18 protein-coding genes are annotated in these 23,446 nt (G+C 35.8%); 7 read left to right on the forward strand and 11 right to left on the reverse strand.

From position 1 onward, the window contains the following. Window positions 1-40: 40 nt before the first annotated feature. From lysS to A8B35_RS14435, 5 genes are all read right to left on the reverse strand, one after another. Entirely contained in the window at window positions 41-1,768 is a 1,728-nt protein-coding gene (gene lysS, locus A8B35_RS14420; protein WP_075603261.1) for a lysine--tRNA ligase, read from the reverse strand. A gap of 426 nt (window positions 1,769-2,194) precedes the next feature. Beyond that, window positions 2,195-2,407, reverse strand: a complete 213-nt coding sequence (locus tag A8B35_RS23200) for a hypothetical protein (protein WP_171973217.1) — start codon at window positions 2,405-2,407, stop codon at window positions 2,195-2,197. Further along, window positions 2,340-2,546 carry a hypothetical protein gene (locus tag A8B35_RS23920; protein WP_075603262.1) on the reverse strand — a complete coding sequence of 69 codons (207 nt, stop codon included), beginning with the start codon at window positions 2,544-2,546 and terminating at the stop codon, window positions 2,340-2,342. The genes A8B35_RS23200 and A8B35_RS23920 overlap by 68 nt, the downstream gene beginning before the upstream one ends. Before the next feature lie 194 nt (window positions 2,547-2,740). Beyond that, window positions 2,741-4,561, reverse strand: coding sequence for a T9SS type A sorting domain-containing protein (locus A8B35_RS14430; RefSeq protein ID WP_075603263.1), 1,821 nt, complete (start codon window positions 4,559-4,561; stop codon window positions 2,741-2,743). 49 nt (window positions 4,562-4,610) lie between these two features. After that, a complete protein-coding gene (locus A8B35_RS14435; protein WP_075603264.1) occupies window positions 4,611-6,119 on the reverse strand; it encodes a T9SS type A sorting domain-containing protein in 1,509 nt (502 codons plus the stop codon). Between the two features lie 790 nt (window positions 6,120-6,909). Here A8B35_RS14435 and lipA point away from each other — a divergent pair. The 7 genes from lipA to ahcY all read left to right on the forward strand — a co-directional run bounded on the left by lipA (window position 6,910) and on the right by ahcY (window position 17,186). Continuing rightward, window positions 6,910-7,773, forward strand: coding sequence for a lipoyl synthase (gene lipA, locus A8B35_RS14440; protein ID WP_075603265.1), 864 nt, complete (start codon window positions 6,910-6,912; stop codon window positions 7,771-7,773). Between the two features lie 2 nt (window positions 7,774-7,775). Beyond that, entirely contained in the window at window positions 7,776-8,477 is a 702-nt protein-coding gene (gene lipB / locus A8B35_RS14445) for a lipoyl(octanoyl) transferase LipB (RefSeq protein ID WP_075603266.1), read from the forward strand. 152 nt (window positions 8,478-8,629) lie between these two features. After that, window positions 8,630-10,351, forward strand: coding sequence for a single-stranded-DNA-specific exonuclease RecJ (recJ, locus tag A8B35_RS14450; RefSeq protein WP_075603267.1), 1,722 nt, complete (start codon window positions 8,630-8,632; stop codon window positions 10,349-10,351). A gap of 181 nt (window positions 10,352-10,532) precedes the next feature. Next, a complete protein-coding gene (locus A8B35_RS14455) occupies window positions 10,533-11,366 on the forward strand; it encodes a hypothetical protein (protein ID WP_245820793.1) in 834 nt (277 codons plus the stop codon). Between the two features lie 158 nt (window positions 11,367-11,524). Next, window positions 11,525-14,644: an ATP-binding cassette domain-containing protein gene (locus tag A8B35_RS14460; RefSeq protein ID WP_075603268.1), complete on the forward strand. Its 3,120-nt coding sequence runs from the start codon at window positions 11,525-11,527 to the stop codon at window positions 14,642-14,644. Window positions 14,645-14,711: 67 nt separating this feature from the next. Beyond that, window positions 14,712-15,638, forward strand: coding sequence for a bifunctional riboflavin kinase/FAD synthetase (locus tag A8B35_RS14465; RefSeq protein ID WP_075603269.1), 927 nt, complete (start codon window positions 14,712-14,714; stop codon window positions 15,636-15,638). Between the two features lie 90 nt (window positions 15,639-15,728). Next, window positions 15,729-17,186 carry an adenosylhomocysteinase gene (gene ahcY, locus A8B35_RS14470; RefSeq protein ID WP_075603270.1) on the forward strand — a complete coding sequence of 486 codons (1,458 nt, stop codon included), beginning with the start codon at window positions 15,729-15,731 and terminating at the stop codon, window positions 17,184-17,186. Window positions 17,187-17,241: 55 nt separating this feature from the next. Here ahcY and A8B35_RS14475 read toward each other — a convergent pair whose 3' ends face one another. The 6 genes from A8B35_RS14475 to rluF form a co-directional block, all read right to left on the reverse strand. Beyond that, window positions 17,242-18,363, reverse strand: coding sequence for an endonuclease/exonuclease/phosphatase family protein (locus A8B35_RS14475; RefSeq protein WP_075603271.1), 1,122 nt, complete (start codon window positions 18,361-18,363; stop codon window positions 17,242-17,244). Between the two features lie 12 nt (window positions 18,364-18,375). Beyond that, on the reverse strand, window positions 18,376-19,272 hold the full coding sequence (locus tag A8B35_RS14480; RefSeq protein WP_075603272.1) for a rhomboid family intramembrane serine protease: 897 nt from the start codon (window positions 19,270-19,272) through the stop codon (window positions 18,376-18,378). Between the two features lie 39 nt (window positions 19,273-19,311). Beyond that, window positions 19,312-20,070 carry a rhomboid family intramembrane serine protease gene (locus A8B35_RS14485; protein ID WP_075603273.1) on the reverse strand — a complete coding sequence of 253 codons (759 nt, stop codon included), beginning with the start codon at window positions 20,068-20,070 and terminating at the stop codon, window positions 19,312-19,314. An 80-nt stretch (window positions 20,071-20,150) separates the two neighbouring features. After that, on the reverse strand, window positions 20,151-22,079 hold the full coding sequence (gene mutL / locus A8B35_RS14490; RefSeq protein WP_075603274.1) for a DNA mismatch repair endonuclease MutL: 1,929 nt from the start codon (window positions 22,077-22,079) through the stop codon (window positions 20,151-20,153). A gap of 80 nt (window positions 22,080-22,159) precedes the next feature. Further along, window positions 22,160-22,483 carry a hypothetical protein gene (locus A8B35_RS14495; RefSeq protein WP_075603275.1) on the reverse strand — a complete coding sequence of 108 codons (324 nt, stop codon included), beginning with the start codon at window positions 22,481-22,483 and terminating at the stop codon, window positions 22,160-22,162. 195 nt (window positions 22,484-22,678) lie between these two features. Further along, on the reverse strand, window positions 22,679-23,410 hold the full coding sequence (gene rluF, locus A8B35_RS14500) for a 23S rRNA pseudouridine(2604) synthase RluF (RefSeq protein ID WP_075603276.1): 732 nt from the start codon (window positions 23,408-23,410) through the stop codon (window positions 22,679-22,681). Window positions 23,411-23,446 lie beyond the last annotated feature (36 nt).

Below are 23,446 nucleotides of genomic sequence, written 5' to 3' on the forward strand. Positions count from 1 at the left end.
CACTTAATATACTATGGTTTTATTGTATAAATATTATGTATTAAGCCAACCAACTCTTCACATCGTCTTGCGATGGGTTTTTATAGCCTAATTTGTTCTTCTTATTATAACCACAAACTTCTTGATGCAATTTAGTAGGTTTTAACTCCTTAACTTCAGCAACTTTTTTGTAGCCCAATTTAATGATAATTTCTGCCCACTCTTTAGGTACACCAATTTCTTCGTATTTCTCAACGCCATCAGCTTCCACCTTTTTCTCTGGCTTCATTTGTGGGAAGAATAATACTTCTTGAATAGATTGGTTGTTGGTCATGAACATAGTTAAACGGTCAATACCAATTCCCATTCCTGATGTTGGAGGCATACCATATTCTAAGGCGCGCACAAAATCCGTATCGATAAACATAGCTTCGTCATCTCCCTTTTCGCTTAGTTTGAGCTGATCTTGGAAACGGCCCAATTGATCGATAGGGTCATTAAGCTCGGTATATGCATTAGCTAACTCTTTACCGTTAACCATAAGCTCAAAACGCTCTGTTAACTCTGGATTATCGCGGTGCTTTTTACAAAGTGGCGACATCTCAACAGGGTAATCAGTAATAAAAGTTGGCTGAATGTAGTTTCCTTCACATTTCTCACCAAAAATTTCATCAATTAATTTTCCTTTACCCATTGAATCATCTACTTCGATGTTCAATTGTTTACAAACGTCTTTTAATTCAGCCTCGCCCATACCTGCAATATCAATTCCGGTATGTTCTTTAATGGCATCAATCATGGTAACACGTTTGAACGGGCGTTTAAAATCAATTTCTTTATCACCCATCTGAACTTTAGTTTGTCCGTGTAATGCTATGGCAACACGCTCAAGCATTTCTTCGGTAAAGTTCATCATCCACTTATAATCTTTATAAGCAACGTAAATTTCCATTACGGTAAACTCAGGATTGTGTGTTCTGTCCATTCCTTCGTTACGGAAATCTTTAGCAAACTCGTATACACCATCAAATCCACCAACAATTAAGCGCTTTAAATAAAGCTCGTTGGCAATTCTTAAGTATAATGGAATATTTAAAGCATTGTGATGTGTCTCAAACGGACGAGCACTTGCTCCACCTGGTATTGATTGTAATATTGGTGTCTCAACCTCAAGGTAACCTTTCTCGTTAAAGAAGTCACGCATGGTGTTGATAATCTTTGTTCTTTTTAAGAAAGTATCTTTTACCTGATCGTTTACAATTAAATCAACGTAACGCTGACGGTATCTTTGCTCAGGATCAGTAAAGGCATCGTATTGCTTGCCATCTTTCTCTTTTACAATTGGAAGTGGCTTTAAGGACTTGGTAAGTACCTTAAATTCTTTTACGTGAATAGATGTTTCTCCTAATTGAGTTTTAAATACATGACCCGTAACACCAATGATATCGCCAATATCTAAAAGTTTTTTAAATACGGTGTTATACATGGTTTTATCATCACCTTCGCAAATATCATCGCGACGGAAATAGATTTGTATTCTTCCTTGTTGATCCTTAAGCTCAGCGAAAGAAGCACTACCCATAATACGGCGGCTCATCAATCGTCCTGCAAGTGTAACGGATTTTAATTCCTCCGCCTCTTCATTCTCTTCGAACTGTTTTATGATGTCCTGAGAGTAGTGGGTTGTTTTAAATTCCTCAGCAGGGAAGGCGTTTATTCCTAACTTGTTAAGTTCCTCAAGACTTTTACGTCTGATTTGTTCTTGTTCGCTTAATTCAACAGTACTCATTCCTATATTTTCAATATAAATTTGTGAAACATCTATGCCTTTGATGCATAGAAACTTCTATCTGATAAAATTAAAACCTATTTATCAGAAGAGAAAATCGGTGCAAAGATAATCAATAAGCTTTAATAATGAAGTTATTATAGTAATCGTGATATTTAAAATGTGAGCTTTTAATGTATATTAAGCTTTTGGGGGTGAATTAATATACTCATTTACAATTATAAACTAAGTATTAAGGTTTAATGAAACTTGAATTTTTATAAGTAAAAATGATTGATACACTCTTAAATAATTAGGAAATATATGACAGCTATATTGTTTTGCGAATGAGTAATTGAACTGGTAGTATGGCCTTGTATAGAAACATAAAGAGGAATCCGTTAATGACTCCTCTTCTGATTAGGGTACTTCGCAAGAAGTTCTTTTTTAAAGTGCATTGGCAAACTTAAACTTTAGCCAATCAGATATGCCTGTTCCTGTGCATTGCATATTGGCTCGCACGTGTTTATTATTATTTCCTTTCAAAACAAAGGTATCGTTGCCATAATCAACCATGGTGAATTTTTCCGACTTACCAATTTTTGGACTTACACAAGTCATGGCTTTTTTTTCCATTTTCTGAGCTAAGGTATTTTCCATTACTTCCTTTAAAAGCAACTAGGCCATCTTTAAGCTCAATTATTTCGAACACTTCAGTTTTGTTGGTTTGCGTTTTATTACAAGTTAGTGCCTTATCATTTTCAGAACTTACATATTTTAGGTTTCCCAAATTTTGCATGGAAATTAAGCTGCCAAGGGGTTCTGGTTTTTAATGATGAGGGAGATTTTTATTGAAAGAAGTGGTTGGAGGCCGTATTTATTACGGTTTGTAACTTGAATTTACCAGCAAGTGATTTAGTTAATGGTTTAAGCATAAAAAAAGGGAACCGTATTCCTGGTTCCCTTATGATTATTCTGTTTAGCTGAAATATTCTATTTAATGATTACCCTTTCTACATAGGTTTCATCTTGCGTTTTTATTTTTACCAGATAAATACCCGATAATTCACTTGTATTTATTTCTGCACTTGTACCGTTAAATTGTATTGTTTTTACCATTTTCCCCTGAAGGTCGAATATAGATGCGGTAGCCACTGCATCAATGCTGCTGAGCTTCACATATAGTACATTACTTGCCGGGTTAGGATATATTCTTAATTTATTCTCCTTTGATTTACTGACACTCGTTGCATTCTTCAGTTCACTTGTTACTTTAAACTGTTGCCAGTTAGACGCTCCGGTGCTAGTACATAGCATATTGTCGCGCACGTATAAATCGTTATTTCCTTTTAATGCATACACATTATTACCATAATCAACCATTGTGAATTTTTCCCATGCGCCTATTGAGGTGCGTGTGCACGTTAATTCTTTAGTGCCGTTTTCTGAGCTCACATATTTTCCATTACTCCCTTTAAGAGCTACCAATCCTGAACCAATATCAACAATTTCGAATTTCTCGGAAGTACCAACTGTGGTGGTATTACAAGTTAACTTATTAATATCGGCTGAACTCATGTATTTAAAGCTTCCTTGGTTTTGAAATGAAGATAAGCTACCTGTTGATACAGATGTAACATTAAAATTGCTTGATTCATAATCTAAATTAGAACTAAAATCACCTCCAACTGGGCGAATGGCCACACCTAATTGGTATCCATTTGCCACAGCCCAAGCGCTTGCCTGATCAATGGTTAAAGTTGCAGTGCCTGAACCAGAGCTTACTGTTTTTCTGGTGTTGGTAAGCCAAGTGCCTGTTGGTCCGTTTACAATGGCCAGAAGTTCATTTTGTGCTGCCGATGTATACGAAATTGAAACATCAAATGTCGAACCACTCATAACAGAACTAGGAGCAGCAAAAATTGTAACTGAGTTATTCTGTGCAGGTGCATCTTCAAGCTTCCAGGTTCTTGTCCAATCGTAATAAGTTGTTCTTTCCGACCAGGTACCTGTCATTCCGCCATCCGCAGGAACTGGGTTCCAGTCATACGTTTCTGTAACCATTCTAATATACATTGGTAAATTAAAATCTGCGGTTGGGTTTATGGTGTACACATAATTGCCATCGAGGAAAAACTGAATTTCGGATTTGCTTTTCCACCAGGCAGCATAAATATGATAGTCTTTGTAAGCCTCCTCACCTATTGATGCCTTGTTGCCTGCAGAGCCCGTTGGAGTAGTTTCGCACGAGGTATTTCTACTGTGCGTATTTGAGCCCATTTCACTTAACTTAGCAGTTGAACTACCATTGGTAACCTGACCAACCACCTCGTTAATATCTAGTTCAATGGTTCTTTGATCGCATCCTTCTCCTTCGTTGCGCACATTTATCAACCAAAATGTCGATGACATAAATGTTTTGTTGGCCTTCATGCGTGTTTCGAAATAATAGCCTACTTGAGCAGCATTGGTTGAGGTGACTAAGCCGCATCCATGTGTCCACGTTTTACCATCAATTACCTGTGGTGTAGAAAATTTAGAGTTTGTAATTCTTAGGTTTCCATCTGCCACAGTAATGGACTCTTGTGTAAACAAGCCCGGTTCACGTCCCATCCATGTAGTTACAGATGTGGCCCATTTGGAGGTATTGATAGATGTTCCATCAAATTCGTCGGAAAGGTTATCGACTTTTACCCACTGTTTACCACTTGGTTTAGGGTCGTGTCCTGAATTAAAGCTTGGTTGCGCATACATTTGTATGCTACAGATTAAAATTACAATTGCTTGTAATAGGCGAAGATTGATCTTTGTCATAATTGTTTTTTTAATAAGGAATAGGTTAACCATCCCCCTTTGAAGTTAATTATTGAATGATTACTCTTTTAACTAAGGTTTTGCTTTTTGTTTCTATCTTAATAATATAAATGCCCGATAGGTCGCTAGTATTTATTGAAGTTTGGCCACCATTAAAAATGGAGGTATTTATACTCTTACCGTTAATATCTATAATTGAAACTAAGGCTGATTCCTCAGTATTATTAAGCTTTATGTTTAATATATCATTAGCAGGGTTCGGGTATACTTTAATCCCACTTTCGTTGGTTGTATTAATACTCGTCGCATTTTTTAGTCCACTTGTTACTTTAAACTGTTGCCAGTTAGAAACTCCGTTGCTAGTGCATAGCATATTGTTGCGCACATATAAATTATTATTACCCTTTAGAGCATATACATTATTGCCATAATCAACCATGGTAAATTTTTCCCATGCGCCTATTGAGGTGCCTGTACACGTTAATTCTTTGGTGCCGTTTTCTGAGCTCACATATTTTCCATTACTACCTTTAAGAGCTACTAAGCCTGAACCAATATCAATAATTTCGAATTTTTCGGTAGAACCCGCAATGCTTTTGTTGCAAGCTAGTTTATTAATATTTGATGAACTCATGTATTTAAAGCTTCCTTGGTTTTGAAAGGACGTTAAGTTACCCGACGATGCATCTTCTAGTTTCCAAACACGAACCCAATCATAAAATGTTGTTCTTTCGGTCCATGTTCCTGAAGCTACCTTTCCTCCACCCGATGGTACTGGATTCCAATCATAGGTTTCAATGGCCATTTGGATCCACATGTTAACATTAAATGGTGTACTTGGTGTAATGGAATATTGATAAACGCCATCTAGGTAGAAATGTGCTTTATTTGCAGATTCAAACCAACATCCGTAAACAAAATAACGAGAATGATTTTTCTCCTTTAATGAAGTACTCCCTTGTTTCTGATTTGGTGTTGGTACACACGAGGTTGTACGGTGAATCATGTTGGAATGGTAAACATGATCCCAATTTTTGGCCCAACTGTCGGTTAACGAATTAGTAACACCTACGCATTCTTGTATATCTAACTCGTGTTTTGTGTTACAGTTCTTATTTTGCGACATTAACCAGAATGTCGATGACATTTCTGTGGCATTAGCTTTCATACGACATTCGTAGTACATTCCATTCTTCCCTGGGCTTATCGAGCGTACAATAGCACCTTCATATAAGAATGTTTTACCATTTATAATTTTTTTCTGGGGTAACTTAGAAACTGTAACCCTCATATTTCCACCAGATACAGAAACAGCACTGGCATCAAATAAACCTGGTGCACGACCTATCCATGTCCAACCATTTTTTAAAGGTTCTTTTTGCCATTTAGAAGTATTAAATGCGTTATTAAACTCATCAGACAGATTACTTACTTTCACCCATTGTTTACCACTTGGTTTGGGGTCCTGTCCGGAATTAAAAGTGGGTTGTGCATACAATTGTATGCTGCAGATTAATATTACAATTACTTGTAATAGGCGTAGATTGATTTTTTTCATAATTCATTTTATTAGTTAATACTTGAATTTTAAGTGTAAGCTAAATTAAAAATGAAATATTAGATTACGAAGTGGGTTTTATAGAGTATTGCGGTGGTTTATGTCCTTAAGTGGCTGATATGTTGAAGGTATGCCTTTGGTGGGATAGCATCCTCAAGGATATGCTAGTAGTGTAAAGTTATTACCATTTAACCTAGGTTAATTTTACTAGAAAAGACATTGATTAACAAAATAAAAATATTTTTTTCAGATTAAATAATAAACCAGATAGCCCTCCGGTAGTTTAGCTGCTGGTAACCCTTCTAAAAATTTCCTGTTGCTTTAACCGGAGGGCCCTGTTGTTATAAAACATTGTAAAAATACATTTTTTATTTCGAACTCATTTTTCATAAAAGAAAGTGCTGTAAGCCCTGAAAGGACTAGGACAATACTGAAATATTGGCAGCCAAAGTGAAATAGTATCAAACCCGATGAAAGGACGGCTTCTCACATTGAAAGGACAAAAAATATATTGATAAGAATGCTCCACCATAGTGAAATATCGCCCAATATTTTGATAAGTTTGGGATACCACAATGAAATATTGGTGAAAATTCTGAAAACGATACCCCTTATACTGAATAGTATTCTTCGATACCCTAACCAAAAAATGAACCATCCTCACCATTTTCTGTTCTTACTCACAAGCATTACGTAAAAGCTAATATATTTCATAGCTCAATTACTGTCAATTGTTTAACATTGCATTGTGATTTACTACTGAATATGTAGTTATTATAAAAAGAGAAACATGAAAGTAAGAACTAAAAAGCCAGATTGGCTCAAGATACAATTACCCAATACCGCTGATTATAAATGGATGAATCAAACCATCCGCGATAATAAATTACATACCATCTGTACAAATGGTAAGTGCCCTAATGCAGCAGAATGTTGGAGTGCAGGTACAGCTACTTTTATGATTTTAGGAGATATCTGTACCCGAGCCTGCAAATTTTGTAACGTTAAAACAGGCAAACCTTTGGCCGTTGATCTTAAGGAGCCCATAAGAATTGCACGCTCCATAGAAATTATGAAGTTGAAGCATGCGGTAATCACTTCTGTTGATAGAGACGATCTTGAGGATGGTGGTGCGCAAATATGGGCAGAGACCATTACCAAGGTGAAAGAAAAAAATCCGAATACAACACAAGAAGTCTTGATTCCTGATTTTAATGGATTAAAGCATCTGATACAACAAGTAATTGATGCCAAGCCCGAGGTAATATCTCATAACCTCGAAACCGTTCGTCGTATTACGCCTATTATCAGAACACGTGCCAAGTACGATTTAAGTTTAGATGTATTAAAATATATAGCCGATGCTGGTGTGGTTGCCAAAACAGGTATTATGGTGGGTATTGGCGAAACCGAAGAGGAAGTATTGCAAACCATGCAAGATGCTTACAATTCGGGCGTAAAAGTATTTACTATTGGTCAGTACCTACAACCATCAAAAGAGCACTTAGAGGTTGAAACGTACGTTACGCCTGAAACCTTTGCCAAATACAAAGAAGCTGGTTTAAAAATGGGATTCAAATATGTAGAGAGTGGCCCAATGGTTCGATCATCATACCACGCCGAAAAACATATTAATGCTTTAAAAGAAGAATAGTTATGGGTGCAACAATATTTGAAGATTTACAGCAAACGGAATACAAAAAGGCTTGGGAATACCAAGAAAGTATCTTTGATGAGATTATTGGTATCAAACTTCACAATCGCGAAAACCAGAACGATTTAAAAGACATCACCAATCGATTGTTGTTTGTTGAGCATCCTAACGTCTATACCCTTGGTAAAAGTGGAGCTATTAACAATCTGCTTATTAACAACGATTTCCTTAAAAAAATAAATGCCAGCTATTATAAAAGTAACCGTGGAGGCGATATCACTTATCACGGTCCCGGTCAAATTGTAGGCTATCCAATTTTCGATTTGGAGCTGATGGGTTTAACAGTTAAGTCATATATCCATAAACTAGAGCAAGCCATTATTAACTGCTTGGCCGATTACGGAATTGTTGGAGATCGTTTAGATGGCGCAACCGGTGTTTGGCTCGATAAGGATGTTCCGGGCAAGGCGCGTAAAATATCAGCCATCGGTGTAAAGGCGAGCAGATATGTGAGTATGCATGGGTTTGCCTTAAATGTAAATACCGATTTAAGCTACTTTAATCACATTAATCCGTGCGGATTTGTAGATAAGGGAGTTACTTCAATGGAAAAAGAATTAGGCGGCAAACAAGATTTTGAAAAAGTAAAGACTGATTTATTAAATCATTTAGTAAAAGTATTTGAATTAAATCTAAATAATTAATTTTCACTCTAAAGTACTGATTGCATTTGTTTTAGTTTTTAAAACAAATTGATTTCTTGTGTTTTATAACAGCAAGCTTATTTAAGATGGTTTTGATTATCCATTTTTTTTAGGAAATTTACACCTCGCAAAAAAGGTCGGATTTAAAAAGCATGGATAAACGTTGGAGTATTAAAGAAAAAGGAGAAGAGGATAAGATAGCTCATTTATCGGAAGTGTTAAATATAGACGCCTGTCTATCAAACTTATTGGTGCAAAGGGGTATCGAAACATTTGAAGAGGCTCGCTCTTTTTTTCGTCCAAGTTTAGATCACTTGCACGATCCTTTCCTAATGAAGGATATGGATAAGGCTGTGGATAGGCTAAATCTGGCTATCCAGAATAACGAAAAAGTATATATATATGGCGATTATGATGTTGATGGTACAACCTCGGTTGCATTGGTTTACTCCTTTTTGTCGAAATATATTAATAATATAGATTTCTATATCCCAAATCGTTACGAGGAAGGTTATGGGGTTTCCATAAAAGGTATCGATCATTTTGCAGAGCAAGGTTCAACCCTTGTTATAGCGCTTGATTGTGGTGTAAAAGCAGGTGAAAAAATTGATTATGCCAAAGAAAAAGGAATTGATTTTATTATTTGCGACCACCATACTCCAGGAGATACGTTACCAAATGCAGTAGCCTGCTTAGATCCCAAAAGAAAAGATTGCGAGTATCCCGATAAAAACCTATCAGGATGCGGAGTAGGCTTTAAATTCCTACAAGCTTACTGTCAGTTTAATAATATTGCTCCCGATTCATTATATAATTACCTCGATTTGTTAGTGGTAAGTATCGCTTCTGATATTGTACCCATAAGTGGAGAAAATAGAGTTTTAGCACACTTTGGATTAAATAAACTCAATACAAATCCATGTGTGGGATTAAAGCATATAATTAAAATAGCCGGCATGCAAGGTCGCGAGTTTACCATTAGCGATATTGTATTTAAAATAGGGCCACGTATTAATGCGGCTGGTAGAATTGATAGCGGTAACGATGCGGTTCGTTTATTAATTTGTGAGGACGATCAGTTTGCCTCAGAAATGAGTATCGATATTGATAAATGCAACGATACCCGCAAAGGGCTAGATAGAGATATTACCCAGCAAGCCTTGGATGCAATAAGTAATAATCCTGAATTAAAGGATAGAAAAAGCACTGTTCTATTTGAGCCCGAATGGCACAAGGGGGTTATTGGCATAGTAGCTTCTCGTTTAACAGAGTCGTATTATCGCCCAACCATTATCATGACAGAAAGTAAAGGTTTTGCCACAGGTTCTGCGCGTTCAGTTGATGGTTTCGATTTATACAAGGCCATAGATTCGTGTAGCGATTTGCTCGAAAATTTTGGGGGACACATGTATGCCGCAGGTTTAACCATGAAGATTGAAAACATTCCTGCTTTTCAGGAGCGTTTTGAGCAATATGTAATTGATCATATCACCGAAGATCAGCAAATACCACAGATTGAGGTGGACGAGTACATCGATTTGAGTAATATCAATGAGAAGTTTTACCGTATTTTAAAACAATTCAGACCCTTCGGACCTGAAAATTTAAAACCTGTGTTTGTATCGCATCGTGTATTCGATTATGGCACAAGTAAAACCGTAGGTAAAGATTCAAGTCACCTTAAGGTTGAGCTTATCGAAGAGAAATCGGGATGTATAAAGCAAGGAATTGCCTTTTCGATGGGAGATAAACTAGAGAAGCTACAAACGGGCAACCCCTTTGATGTATGTTTTACAATTGAAGAAAACGTATATAATGGTCGTTCTACCCTGCAAATGATGGTTAAGGATATGAAATTTCCTTACGAGGATTAAATTTCGATTAAAAATAAGTTCGATAAATCATTTTATTTCTGAAATAAATTATATTTGTAGCAATTGAAATAAAGTAAACATTTTCAATTATTTCAACTCAGACTAAATACGTTGGATTATATGCCGTTATATACTGAGTGAGTATGTATATAATTCAAAGAAAAAAGTAAATAAATATCATATGAAAAACATGAAAACAATAAGTAGAAATAGTCTTGCATCTTTACTGATGGCTGGCTTAGTAGTTTTAGCTGCATGTAATTCAGGAAAGAGTAAGAAAAATAATGCTACTCAAATTGAAAAACAAGAAGTAGAGACTAAGGTTAGAGAGTTTGTTTATCCTCTACCTACATCATACGAGATTGTTGAAATGCTAAATAAAATTGAAGCAGCATATATCTTCGGATTGGCAAACGATCCAACTAAAGCCGGAACGTATTTTACTGAGCGTTCATTAGCAATTAACCTGGGTGTTTTTGGTGGCGATTTAAGTTATGCAAGTACTTACAACCAAAAACAAGAGACTTTAGATTATATCGATGCTTCAAGAAAAATGTTGGAAGGTTTAAATTTATCCAATGCTGTAGATAAAGACTTACCAAGCAGAATTGAAAATAATCAAGAAAATAAAGAAGTTTTAGTTGACCTGATCACAAACTCTTTTTATGATACTTACAACTATTTGTTAAAGAACGAAAGAGAGCCTGTTTCTGCACAAGTAATGGCAGGTGCCTGGGTTGAAGGTTTATATATTGCTACTCATATTTCAGAGGAAACTTTAAATAGCCTTGAAATGGTAAGTGTTGTGTTAAAACAAAAAGAGCCATTAGATAAGTTATTTGAAATTTTAAACCGTTTTAAAGATGAGGCTGATATTGTTAAAACCATTGAAGATTTAACGCCTTTAGCTGAAATTTATGCTTCAATAGCTTCTGATGCAATTACACAAGAACAAATGAGAGATATTGCAAAGCAAGTAATGATTGTTAGAAATAACTTTGTTAGCGCTGAATAGATTATTCTCAGAAATACAATATTGTAAAAGGTGGTCTCTCATGATCACCTTTTTTTGTTATAGTTGATTTAAGTAAATCCTGCTATATTTACCCTACACAAAACCATATCAATAATTTATAGTTATTATATTGATATAATCCGCAATTACCATTAGTTATGAGTGAAACGCTATTAGATGCTTTAATGAAGTTATTTGCCTTGCTTACAAATGCAAGGAAGGAAAGTAGCCTTGAAAGTGCACGTAAACTAGTTAGACAACAACTGCTTGAAACATTCAATCAGGAGTATGCTGATGTTTATTTGCAACGCTTTAATTTTTATTTGCAATCGTTTCATAAAAACGCGTATAGCGATAACAGAGAAGAGGTAGAAAAACAATCTAACGATAACTTTGATCAGATTGATAGAATCTGTGAAGAACTCAATAAGGAACTCGAAAAAGAAACCAAGCTTCGATTATTTGTTCAGCTCTTTGAATTTATCAGAAAAGAGGAAAAAATTAGTGAAATAGGGGAATCTATTTTAGATCGATTTGCGAAAGGAATGTTGATTGATCAACACGACTTTGAACTATTAAAAACTTTTATACTTGTAGGTCCACTAAAAGTAAAGGATAGAGAAAGTGTTTTGGTGATCTCTGGCGATAAAGAAGCGCCATTAAAAGGATTTAAACATATTTATAACGATCGTCAACAGGTTTATGTGTGGGTTTTATATTTGGCTTCAACACATACTTTTGTTTTCAGATATACCGGAGATCGAAACCTGTATTTAAACGGGCATAAAGTTGAGCAAAACAATTCTTATATATTCTCAGTAGGTTCAGTAATACGGACTTCGCGTATGGAGCCTGTTTACTACGGAAAGGTTGCGGAGCTTTTTGTAGAGCGAGAAGATAAGGCACGTATCTTATTTAGAGTGCGTGATGTGGAATATAAGTTTAATGATTCTCAAGTAGGTGTTCAAAAGTTTAGCTTCACAGGTAGGTCTAATCAACTTATTGGTATAATGGGCGGTAGTGGGGCCGGAAAATCTACGCTACTTAATGTTCTGAATGGAAACTATAAACCTTCGCAAGGAACCATAAGTATCAATGGACTAGATATTCATACCCACAGCGAAGATTTAAAAGGGGTAATTGGTTATGTTCCTCAAGAGGATCTCTTAATAGAAGAACTAACCGTTTTTGAAAATCTATATTGCAATGCACTGCTTTGTTTCAGTGATACACCCAAGGATGAGGTGGTTGAAATTGTAGAACGAGCTATAATTGATTTTGATTTGGTTGAGGCACGCGACTTAGTAGTGGGTAGCCCAACTAATAAAGTGTTGAGTGGTGGCCAGCGTAAGCGACTAAATATCGCATTAGAGTTGATACGAGAGCCTTCTATCCTATTTGTTGATGAGCCTACTTCTGGTTTATCTTCAATGGATTCTGAGAAGGTTATGGTACTACTAAAACGCCAAGCCTTAAAAGGTAAATTGGTTATTATTAATATACACCAACCTTCTTCCGATTTATATAAGCTAATTGATAAACTTTTAATTATTGATAGAGGAGGTTACATTATTTATAATGGTAATGTAATGGATGCTATTGTATATTTTAAAAAGCAGGCTAATTACGTTAACTCCGATGAAAGTGATTGTCAACTTTGTGGTAATGTGCAGGTTGAGCAACCTTTGCGGATTATCGAGGCTCGAATGGTCGATCCCAATGGTAGAACTATTAGAGAGCGAAAAATTAAGCCTGTTGAATGGTATAAAAGATATAAGCAAAATATTGAAAATACCTTTGCGTGGCGAAATGATAAGGTTGAAGATGAGAAAGAGGAACTTCCGAAAAACCTTTATAATATCCCGGGCCGATTAAAGCAGTTCTTAATTTATACCTATCGCGATGGTTTATCTAAATTTAAAGATAAACAATATGTGCTCATCAACTTGCTCGAGGCACCTATTTTGGCAGTAATGATTGGTTACTTCACTAAGTTTATTAGTGGTACAACAGCTAATCCTGATCAATATGTATTTAGCCAAAATACCAATATTCCATCATACCTTTTTATGGCGGTTATTGTGGCTCTATTTTTAGGGCTAAACTTGAGTGCCGAGGAAATTATAAAAGATAAGAAACTCTTACAGCGTGAGAAGTTTCTGAATTTAAGTAGATCAAGTTATTTGAATAGTAAAATCCTGGTTCAGTTTGGCATATCTGCCCTTCAAACTTTTTTGTTGGTGGTTATTGGTAATTATATACTAGAGGTTCAAGGACTTAATTTTAGCTATTGGTTAATACTTTTTTCCACAGCCTGCTTTGCCAATATTTTAGGCTTAAATATCAGTAGCGGACTAAAATCTGTTGTTGCCATTTATATTCTCATTCCTTTAATATTAGTGCCACAATTGTTATTCAGTGGTGTAATAGTGGATTATAGCAAATTACATACAGCCATCTCACATAATACCTATGTGCCGCGCATTGGCGATATGATGGCATCCCGATGGTCGTATGAAGCACTGGCAGTAAACCAGTATAAAAATAATGCCTACGAACGAGAGTTCTTCAACGAGGAAGTGATTATTAGTGAATCATCTTATTACATAGGGATGTTGATTCCTCGAATCAAGCAGCATAACTTGTTAAGTGAGCGTCAATGGGAAGATGGTAAGGCAGAAGATGCTTTAGCCAATAGAATCATTATTGACAATGCATTATTGGATATGAAAGCCCTAGTGGATCAAGATACTAAAGAAAGCATTGAATCTTTACTTAAGATGAACCACAAATTATCCGAGTCGTTATTTACCAAAACAGAGTCTGTTTTAGATGAGGTAAAAAAGGCTTATCAAGAGGTTTATAAACAGGCTAAGAAAGATAAGGACGACAAGTACCATTTAATGGTGGATAACTTGGGCTCGAATAAAGCATTTAACCAATTCAAACATGCTTATTATAATGAGAAGTTAGCCGATTTTTTATTGGATAAAAGTAATATGCAAAAAGTTAAACTAGGCGATGAGAGGTATATTCCCCTTATGGATCCTATTTTAAGAGAGTCGACTTCTAATTATGGTAGGGCACATTATTTTGCTCCATATAAATTCTTCATGGGCGTTCGGATATCAACACCTTTGTTTAATGTGATAATTATTTGGTTGAGTACTTTGTTATTATACTTCACGCTTTATGCTGATCTTTTAAGTAGAGTAATACGTCATTTCGAGAAGTTCAAGTTACGTAAGGCATTCCGCAAAAATGTGGATAGAGTTTAAGAAAGGATAATGGACTTTTGGTATAATAAAATAAAATAAGATTACTTTTGCCAAAAATAGAGTATTCATGAAGGTTTATTCCGATCCAAATAAGTATAACAATACAAGTACGGTTGTAACATTAGGTATGTTTGATGGTGTTCACTTAGGGCACAAACAGTTACTTTCTAAAGTTGTAACTACTGCACGTAATATCGATGCACGATCTGTTGTTGTTACCTTTTGGCCACACCCAAGGTTAGTACTCGGAAAGGATGCTGAAGACTTAAAATTTATTACTACTCTAGATGAAAAAATAGCGCTTTTAGAGAAGGAAGGAATTGACGATTTAATACTGCTCCCATTTAATTTAGAACTTGCAGCACTTAGCGCAAAAGAATTTATAGAGCAAGTATTGATGGCTAAGTTTGGAATGCAACACCTTATTATGGGTTATAATCATCGTTTTGGAAAAGATAGAATCGATGATTATTCAGTATATCAGAGTATCGCCAATGAGAATCAATTTGGGATATCCAAAGTTGAAGCTGTAAAAGTTGGTTCAGTTAATGTAAGTTCAACAGTAGTAAGAAATGCCATTGAAACTGGCGATGTTGTTCTAGCTAAGGCATTATTATCATATACATTTTCATTAACAGGGAATGTGGTAAGTGGCCAACAGTTAGGCCGTACCATTGGGTTTCCAACGGCTAATATTGAGCCAAATGACTCCCATAAAATAATACCTCAAACTGGCGTATATGCCTGTAAGCTTCTTGTAAAAGGGAATAAATATGATGGAATGCTTAATGTAGGAATTAAGCCTACTGTTTCAAGTAAAACAAAACAAACCATTGAAGTACATATATTCAATTTTTCGGATGATATATATTCTGAAGAAGTAGTAATTGAATTTGTAGATAGAGTGCGTAACGAACAAAAATTCGAAAGTGTAGATGCACTCAAGGCTCAACTCAAAATTGATGAGCAAACTGTAAAAAAACTATTGAGTTAGTCATTTTTTGTGTAAACTGTTTATTGCAAATAGCTTAGAAGATTACGTAAAAAAACTACCTTTGCAAAAAATAATTAAAAGCATATTAGTATGTCAGAGAATTTAGTTGACAACCTTCCTTATAAAATTGCCGATATCACATTGGCTGATTTCGGAAGAAAAGAGTTGGATTTAGCAGAAATTGAAATGCCTGGTTTAATGGCATTGCGCGAAGAATATAAAGGCAAAAAACCTTTGGCAGGAGCTAAAATTATGGGTTCTCTGCATATGACAGTACAAACTGCCATATTAATTGAAACTTTAGTTGAATTAGGTGCCGATGTACGTTGGGTTTCTTGTAATATTTTCTCTACTCAAGATCACGCTGCTGCTGCAGTTGTTGTTGGTAAAGAAGGTACAGAGGAGGCTCCTAAAGGTATTCCGGTTTACGCTTGGAAAGGCGAAACTTTAGAGGAATATTGGTGGTGTACAGCTCAGGCTTTAACTTGGCCTGATGGTTCTGGTCCGAATCTTATTTTAGATGACGGTGGTGATGCTACAATGCTTGTGGTAAAAGGTGCTGAATTTGAAGCTGCGGGTGAAGTTCCTGCTTTTGATGAAAATGTACATTCAGAAGAAGAAGGGGTGTTTTTAGAGCTTTGCAGAAAAACATTAAAAGAAAACCCTACTTGTTGGGCTACAAAAAGAGAAGCCATTCGTGGTGTTTCTGAGGAAACTACAACAGGTGTACACCGTTTATATCAATTAGCTGAGCAAGGTAAATTACCTTTCCCTGCAATTAATGTAAACGATTCTGTTACTAAATCGAAGTTTGATAACTTATACGGATGTCGTCACTCACTTACCGATGGTATTATGCGTGCTTCAGATGTTATGTTGGCTGGTAAAGTAGCTGTTGTATGTGGTTATGGTGATGTTGGTAAGGGTTGTGCACAATCTTTAAAAGGTCAAGGAGCTCGTGTAATTATCACAGAAATTGATCCTATTTGTGCTTTACAAGCAGCAATGGAAGGTTACCAAGTATTACCAGTTGAGGATACTTTATCGTACGCTGATTTATTTGTAACAACTACAGGTAATAAAGATATTATTACTGCAGACCATATGTCTAAAATGAAGAATATGGCTATTGTAGGTAACATTGGTCACTTTGATAACGAAATTCAAATGGCTGAGTTATACAAAGTAGAAGGTATTGTTCGTACTAACATTAAACCTCAGTACGATAAATGGACTTTTGCTGATGGACATTCTGTTCTTATTCTTGCTGAAGGTCGTTTATTAAACTTAGGTTGTGCAACAGGTCACCCAAGTTTTGTGATGTCTGCATCATTTACTAACCAAGTATTGGCGCAAATTGAGTTACATTTAGATGCTGATAAATACGAAAATCAAGTGTACACATTACCTAAAGCATTAGACGAAAAGGTAGCGCGTTTACACCTTGATAAATTAGGCGTTAAATTAACTACATTATCACAAGAGCAAGCGGATTATTTAGGGATACCTGTTGAGGGTCCATATAAACCAGAACATTACAGATACTAATATTTGTAAAGTGATATATGAAAGCCTGATACTTTTTGTGTCAGGCTTTTTTTATTTATAAATCTAGTAAGGACTCTTTGGGAGAAAGGTCGAGAATAGTTGTAATAGGGTAATGATCAGAATAACCAACTTTGGTTCGTTCAAAATTATAGGCTTTAAATATCTTATCATGAAAAATAAAATCTATCCTGAAGGATGGCAATTTTCCGTGATAGGTACCGCCAAATCCACTGCCCGACTCTACAAAAGCATCTTGTAATTTACCTCTAACAGTTCTGTAAACATACGAAACCGGTGTATCATTAAAATCGCCACAAACTATAGCCGGAAATGGTGAGTTTTCAACATGTCGGCCAATACTCTCAGCCTGAAACGATCGGCTATCAAAAGCCTCATTCATTTTGGTAAATATAGCTTTAACCCCTTCTCTACGTTCTGTTTCATTAAGGTAAGTAATGCTATCTATAAAATGATAATTTTCGGCTTTAAGCCGGATAGACTCTAAATGATTATTAAAAACTCTCACTTTAGTTCCATTAATAACTATATCGGTTTGGATACTAAAGTTACTTGTGTTTTTAAAATATAAAGGTTGTTTTCGAGTAATCGGAAATTTTGAAAATGTAGCTAGTCCGAACTTACGACCAGTTTTAGTTTCAACATTATACTCAATGTGCTTGTATCTGTATTGCTTAAATTTTGATAAGATATTGGCCTCGGAATAGTGTGGGATCTTATTATTAACAAAGAACTCTTGCACACATAAAATATCAGGATTCTCATCTTTAAAAAACTGATATACTTTATTGGGTGTTTCTTTATCTCCAGTCCAGTTGTAACGATCAAACATCCTAACATTATACGACATAATGCTTACTGGCATGGTAAGGCTTGTTTTATCGGTAACCTTAACTGATTGAAGTTGGAAAACATCTTCCCACTGCGACCAGGATATGAGTAAGGCTAAAATAGAGAAAATTACACGTTTGCGTAATTTGGCAAGCCATAAAAAGCCAAATAGCGCATTGGCTATAAATAGCAAGGGAAATGCAAAGCCAATAAACGAAAGAAAACTAGAATGAACAGGTGATACTTTAGAGCCTAAAACACTTAATAAAAGTAGGGTAACTATAATTACATTTACTAAAAATACTATGTTTCGGAGTAGCTTTCTCAAAATAAGGATGGTTTAGTTTTTATCGCTTGCGTCGAATAATGTTCTTTTCTCTTCGTCAGATAAGCTGTCATATCCCTTACTCTTAATTTTATCTAGGATACGATCTACATTATGTTGGTTGTTATTTTTACGTGAGTTATATTCCATATCCGACATTGGACGCTTCTTGCTGGAATGGGTAACCTTCATATGGTTTTTTCGAGAGAATAAGGTTACCACCTTATCCATCCATCTATTGAATCTCAATGTCGTATCCTTTCCCTTTTGCAGTCTTGAGGCATAAAATACACCAAATAGAGCACCTCCAATATGTGCCAAATGCCCACCAGTGTTCGACATGCTCGAAATACTAATTAAATCGAGAATAAATAAAACTAGTGCTATATGCATTAATTTTACTGGCCCTAAAAACATTAAATGTACTTTTACATTAGGTGCGTATCGGGCTGTAGCAAACAGAATAGCCATTACAGAAGCAGAAGCACCCATCATTACCGCACTTGGTGCTACACTATTTAAACCAGGAAAAATATTATATGACAGAATGTAAAGAGCAGCACCAGCTATACCTCCCATAAAATAAACGCCTAATAGTTGGCGAGGATTAAAATAGTTGAGAAATAAGCGACCAAACCAGTATAGGTAAAGCATATTAAATAATATATGCAGAAAATCGTAGTGCAAAAACATGTAAGTAATAATTGTCCATGGTCTGAACAATAGTGCACTAGGATGTGCAGGAACTGATAACCAAGAAATGATTAAATCACCTAAGTCACCACCACCCATTAAGGCTAGTATGGCATAAATAACTCTGATAACCACAAAAACACCAAGATTAATATAAATTAATCGGGTTAGTGCACCACCTTGTTTAAACGACTCTTTTATTTCATCAACTATCGACATATCAGTAAAACTAATAATATTAAGAAGAGTTTAAAATACTTAGAAACTGGTTTTTCGCCAATGTCTAATTAAGAAGAACCCAAATAACATTCCACCTAAGTGCGCCAAGTGCGCCACGTTATCTCCGGGTTGGTTCATAATGCTATAATACAACTCTAATGCACCGTAACCAATAACAAACCATTTCGCTTTAAGCGGAATAAGCATATATAAGTATATTTTTTCTTCAGGAAATAGCATACCGAAGGCCAATAATAGTCCGAATATTGATCCAGACGCACCAACCATTGGTATGTTTATCAATTCGTTTAATGTCGCTAAAGATGCATCAACATAGTTCTGATTCCCCAATAAAATACTTTGTCCTTTTTGGTAAACTTCAGCAACAGCTTCAGGAGGTAAATCAGCGCTTACCATTTTTACTCTTATAAACGACATCACTACATTGATTAGACCTGCCCCTATTCCAGTAACAAAATAATAGAATAAAAACTTTTGTGGTCCCCATACTTGTTCTAAAATCCGCCCAAACATGAACAAGGCAAACATATTAAAGAAAATATGTGTCATGCTGCCATGCATAAACATGTAGGTGATGTATTGGAAAAAGTGAAAGTGCTCACTGCCCGGTGTGTATAGACCCAGAATCTTATTTAAGTCTAAACGAATAAAACCTAGCCCAGGTAAATTAATGCCTTGTTTCATTAAAAACATGGCAAAAAATGCAAGTGCATTAATAATTAAGAGATTCTTAACGACTGGAGGTATATTACCAAACAATGATCTTTGCTGAAACATAATCTTTATTTTTTACCAAGTGTACAAGCATCAAGCCAAAATGAATTGATGCCATTGTGTCATTGTATTCTGTGCTTCATTTATTTAAAGCGCGTTTCTATTTCGTCGGTAGTTAAAATAGAAATGATAGTTTTGCCATCGGGCGAAAAGTTGGGAACTTGGCATGTGAAAAGCTGTCCCACTATTTCATCCATTTCATCTATTGATAAAACCTGACCCGATTGTATTGCAGATTGCTTCGCTATAGAACGTGCAATTCTGTCTTTTAAGTCAGCTTCTAAATCAACTTCGCTGGTTTTAAAACTCTCTAAAATACCATCAATTAAGGCCTTCATGCTTATGTTTTGCATATCGGCAGGTGTGCCTTTAACCTCAAAGTTATCATTATCATCCACACTAAGGTCTAAACCAAAAGCTAAAAGTTCTGGCATCAGTTCCTTAACAACCATAGTATCTTCAGCATTGAAGTTCAGTTGTTCAGGATATAAGCATTGCTGTGTCATGGCTTTGCCTACGTTAATAGAAGCCATTAACTGTTCGTATAAGATACGCTCATGTGCCCTTCTTTGGTCAATCATCATTAAACCTGATTTACCCGAAGTAAGGATATATCTATTTTTTAATTGAAAGCATGAAGATGTTGCTGCAACACTGCCTTCTGACATCTGCATGGTTTGTTGAACCGGTTCAGCACTTGCTATTGTAGTGGTTTCAACTCCCGTTTCAAACGGATTAAATGGAGCTTGTTCTGCAGGGGCACTATTTTGTGTAGCAACTTGCGATTCAGCTTCAAAACCTTCGTAGAGTTTCTCCCAACCTTGCGTACTTTGCTTTTCTTGTGGCGTATACGATCCTCCGCTACCCGCAGAAGAACCACTACTTTGAGAAACGCTCTGACTTGGTTCAAAGGGATTAAAGAAAGGGTTTACCTCTACTTTAGGAGCTTCCTTTGATGACTCATCTATGCCTGTAGGTATTTCTGGTCTACCAGCAGTATCAAAATCAATAGTCGGAATCATATTATGCTTTCCGAGGCTCTCACGAATGGTTGCATTCATAATCTGCCAAATGGCACGTTCATCCTCAAACTTGATTTCAGTTTTGGTAGGATGAATATTGATATCTATAATTTTAGGATCAACCTCAAGAAATAAAAAGTAAGCGGGTATTGCTCCTGTAGCCACTAAATTTTCATAAGGCTCCGTAACTGCTTTGTGCAGATAAGGGTGTTTCATGAAACGTTGGTTCACAAAAAAGAATTGATCACCAGCTGATTTGCGAGCAGATGCAGGCTTGCCGATAAAACCATGAATCTTAATTAGTACAGTTGAAGTTTCAACAGATACCAATTGCGATAGCATATTTTTACCAACCATATTAACAATTCGCTGCTTTATGTTGGTAACGGGCAAGCTAAACATTGGCATGTCGTTGTGAGTTAAATGAAAACTCACATCAGGGTTAGCCAAAACAATCCGCTGAAACTCGTTAATAATATGGCGGAGTTCAGTGCTATCCTTTTTTAGGAATTTGCGTCGGGCCGGAACATTGAAAAATAAATTTTTAACAGAAAAGTTACTTCCTTCAGGACAAGAAATGGCTTCTTGATTATCTACATGTGATCCTGCCAAAGAAATTAATGTACCAAGCTCATCGCCCGTTTTACGGGTTTTTAATTCCACTTGCGCAACAGCGGCAATAGATGCCAAAGCTTCACCTCTAAAGCCCATTGTTCGTATGGCATATAGGTCGTTGGCTTCTCTAATTTTTGAAGTAGCATGTCGCTCAAAAGATAAACGGGCATCGGTGGCTGACATTCCGCAGCCATTATCCACTATTTGAATAAGTGTTCTTCCGGCATCTTTAACTACTATTTTTATATCGGTACTACCCGCATCAATTGCATTTTCAACCAATTCTTTAACTACCGAAGCAGGACGTTGAATAACTTCTCCTGCTGCTATTTGGTTGGCAACAGAATCGGGCAATAATTGAATTATATCTGACATAAATGAATTCTATTTGCGAAGCACGAAATTTACAATCGCATTCTTTAAACGAAATTTTGTAGATGAAGTGTTAGTTGAAATTATAAGTATTCTAAGATCCATTCAGAACTACTATATAAAAGGTAATAAAAGAACATAAGAAGTATGGCAATAATCACAACAATACGGAGTGTTGATTTACGTTTCTCTTTACGAGATACATCAAAGGTAGTTTGTTGCATACGGCGGTTCATTTTACCTTTAATTCTATCTGCATGCGTAGACCCATCATCTTCTATATCTAAGCCCAACTCCTCGCGAACAGCACGCTTGCGCTCATCTAACTCTTCTTTAGCCTCATCGTAAAAAACAGGCTTATAGTTAAAAACCCTATGTTGCTGATTTTTTATAAAAGTAAACTTCATCTTTATTCTATGTGTGTTCCCTTTCAAATTTATTGAAAGAGTAATTGTGTAACAAAGATACAAGTAATTACTGAGTCTTAAAATACAGAGGCTAGTTTAACTATAGTTTAACAGCTTAAGTTATAATTATCAGTTTAATAAGTTATCAACAATGGTTAGTAATACCTTAGATTTTAGCTAAGGATAGCCGAATTGTTATTCAAAAGTTTTTGCAGAATCAGAAACCAAACGGTTAATTTCTTTGAGCTCTTTTTTTGTAATATTTCGCCATTTGCCAACGGGTACATCTAACTCAATGTTCATAATTCGGGTACGTTTCAATTTTGTTACATTGTAACCGAGGTATTCACTCATTCTTCTAATTTGTCGATTAAGGCCTTGAGTAAGAATGATCCTGAATTCAAACTTACCTGTTTGTTCAACAAAACACTTGCGTGTTACTGTATCTAAAATAGGAACTCCGGCACCCATCTTTTTAATAAATCCAGCGTTAATTGGCTTATCTACTGAAACGATATATTCTTTCTCGTGATTGTTTCGAGCGCGTAATATTTTATTCACAATATCGCCATCGTTGGTTAAAAAGATAAGACCTTCACTTGGTTTATCTAATCTTCCGATAGGAAATATACGTGTTGGATATTTAATGAAATCAATGATGTTATTTTTCTCCACTTTCGTGTCGGTAGTACAAACAATGCCTACGGGTTTGTTAAAAGCAATATAAACCGGCTTTTCTTTTTGTTGACCAACTAATTTTCCTTTTACACGAACCTCGTCGCCATCTTGCACTTTAGTACCCATTTCAGGAACCTTACCATTAATGGTTACTTTTTTAGCATCAATTAATTTATCGGCCTCTCTGCGAGAGCAGTATCCAATTTCACTTAGGTATTTATTAATTCTAACAGGCTGTTCTAACTTCATAAAATAACAAAATTACAGATGCATATAGCAAGTAAT

Source organism: Saccharicrinis aurantiacus (assembly GCF_001660705.2).
Classification (GTDB): Bacteria; Bacteroidota; Bacteroidia; order Bacteroidales; family Marinilabiliaceae; genus Saccharicrinis; species Saccharicrinis aurantiacus.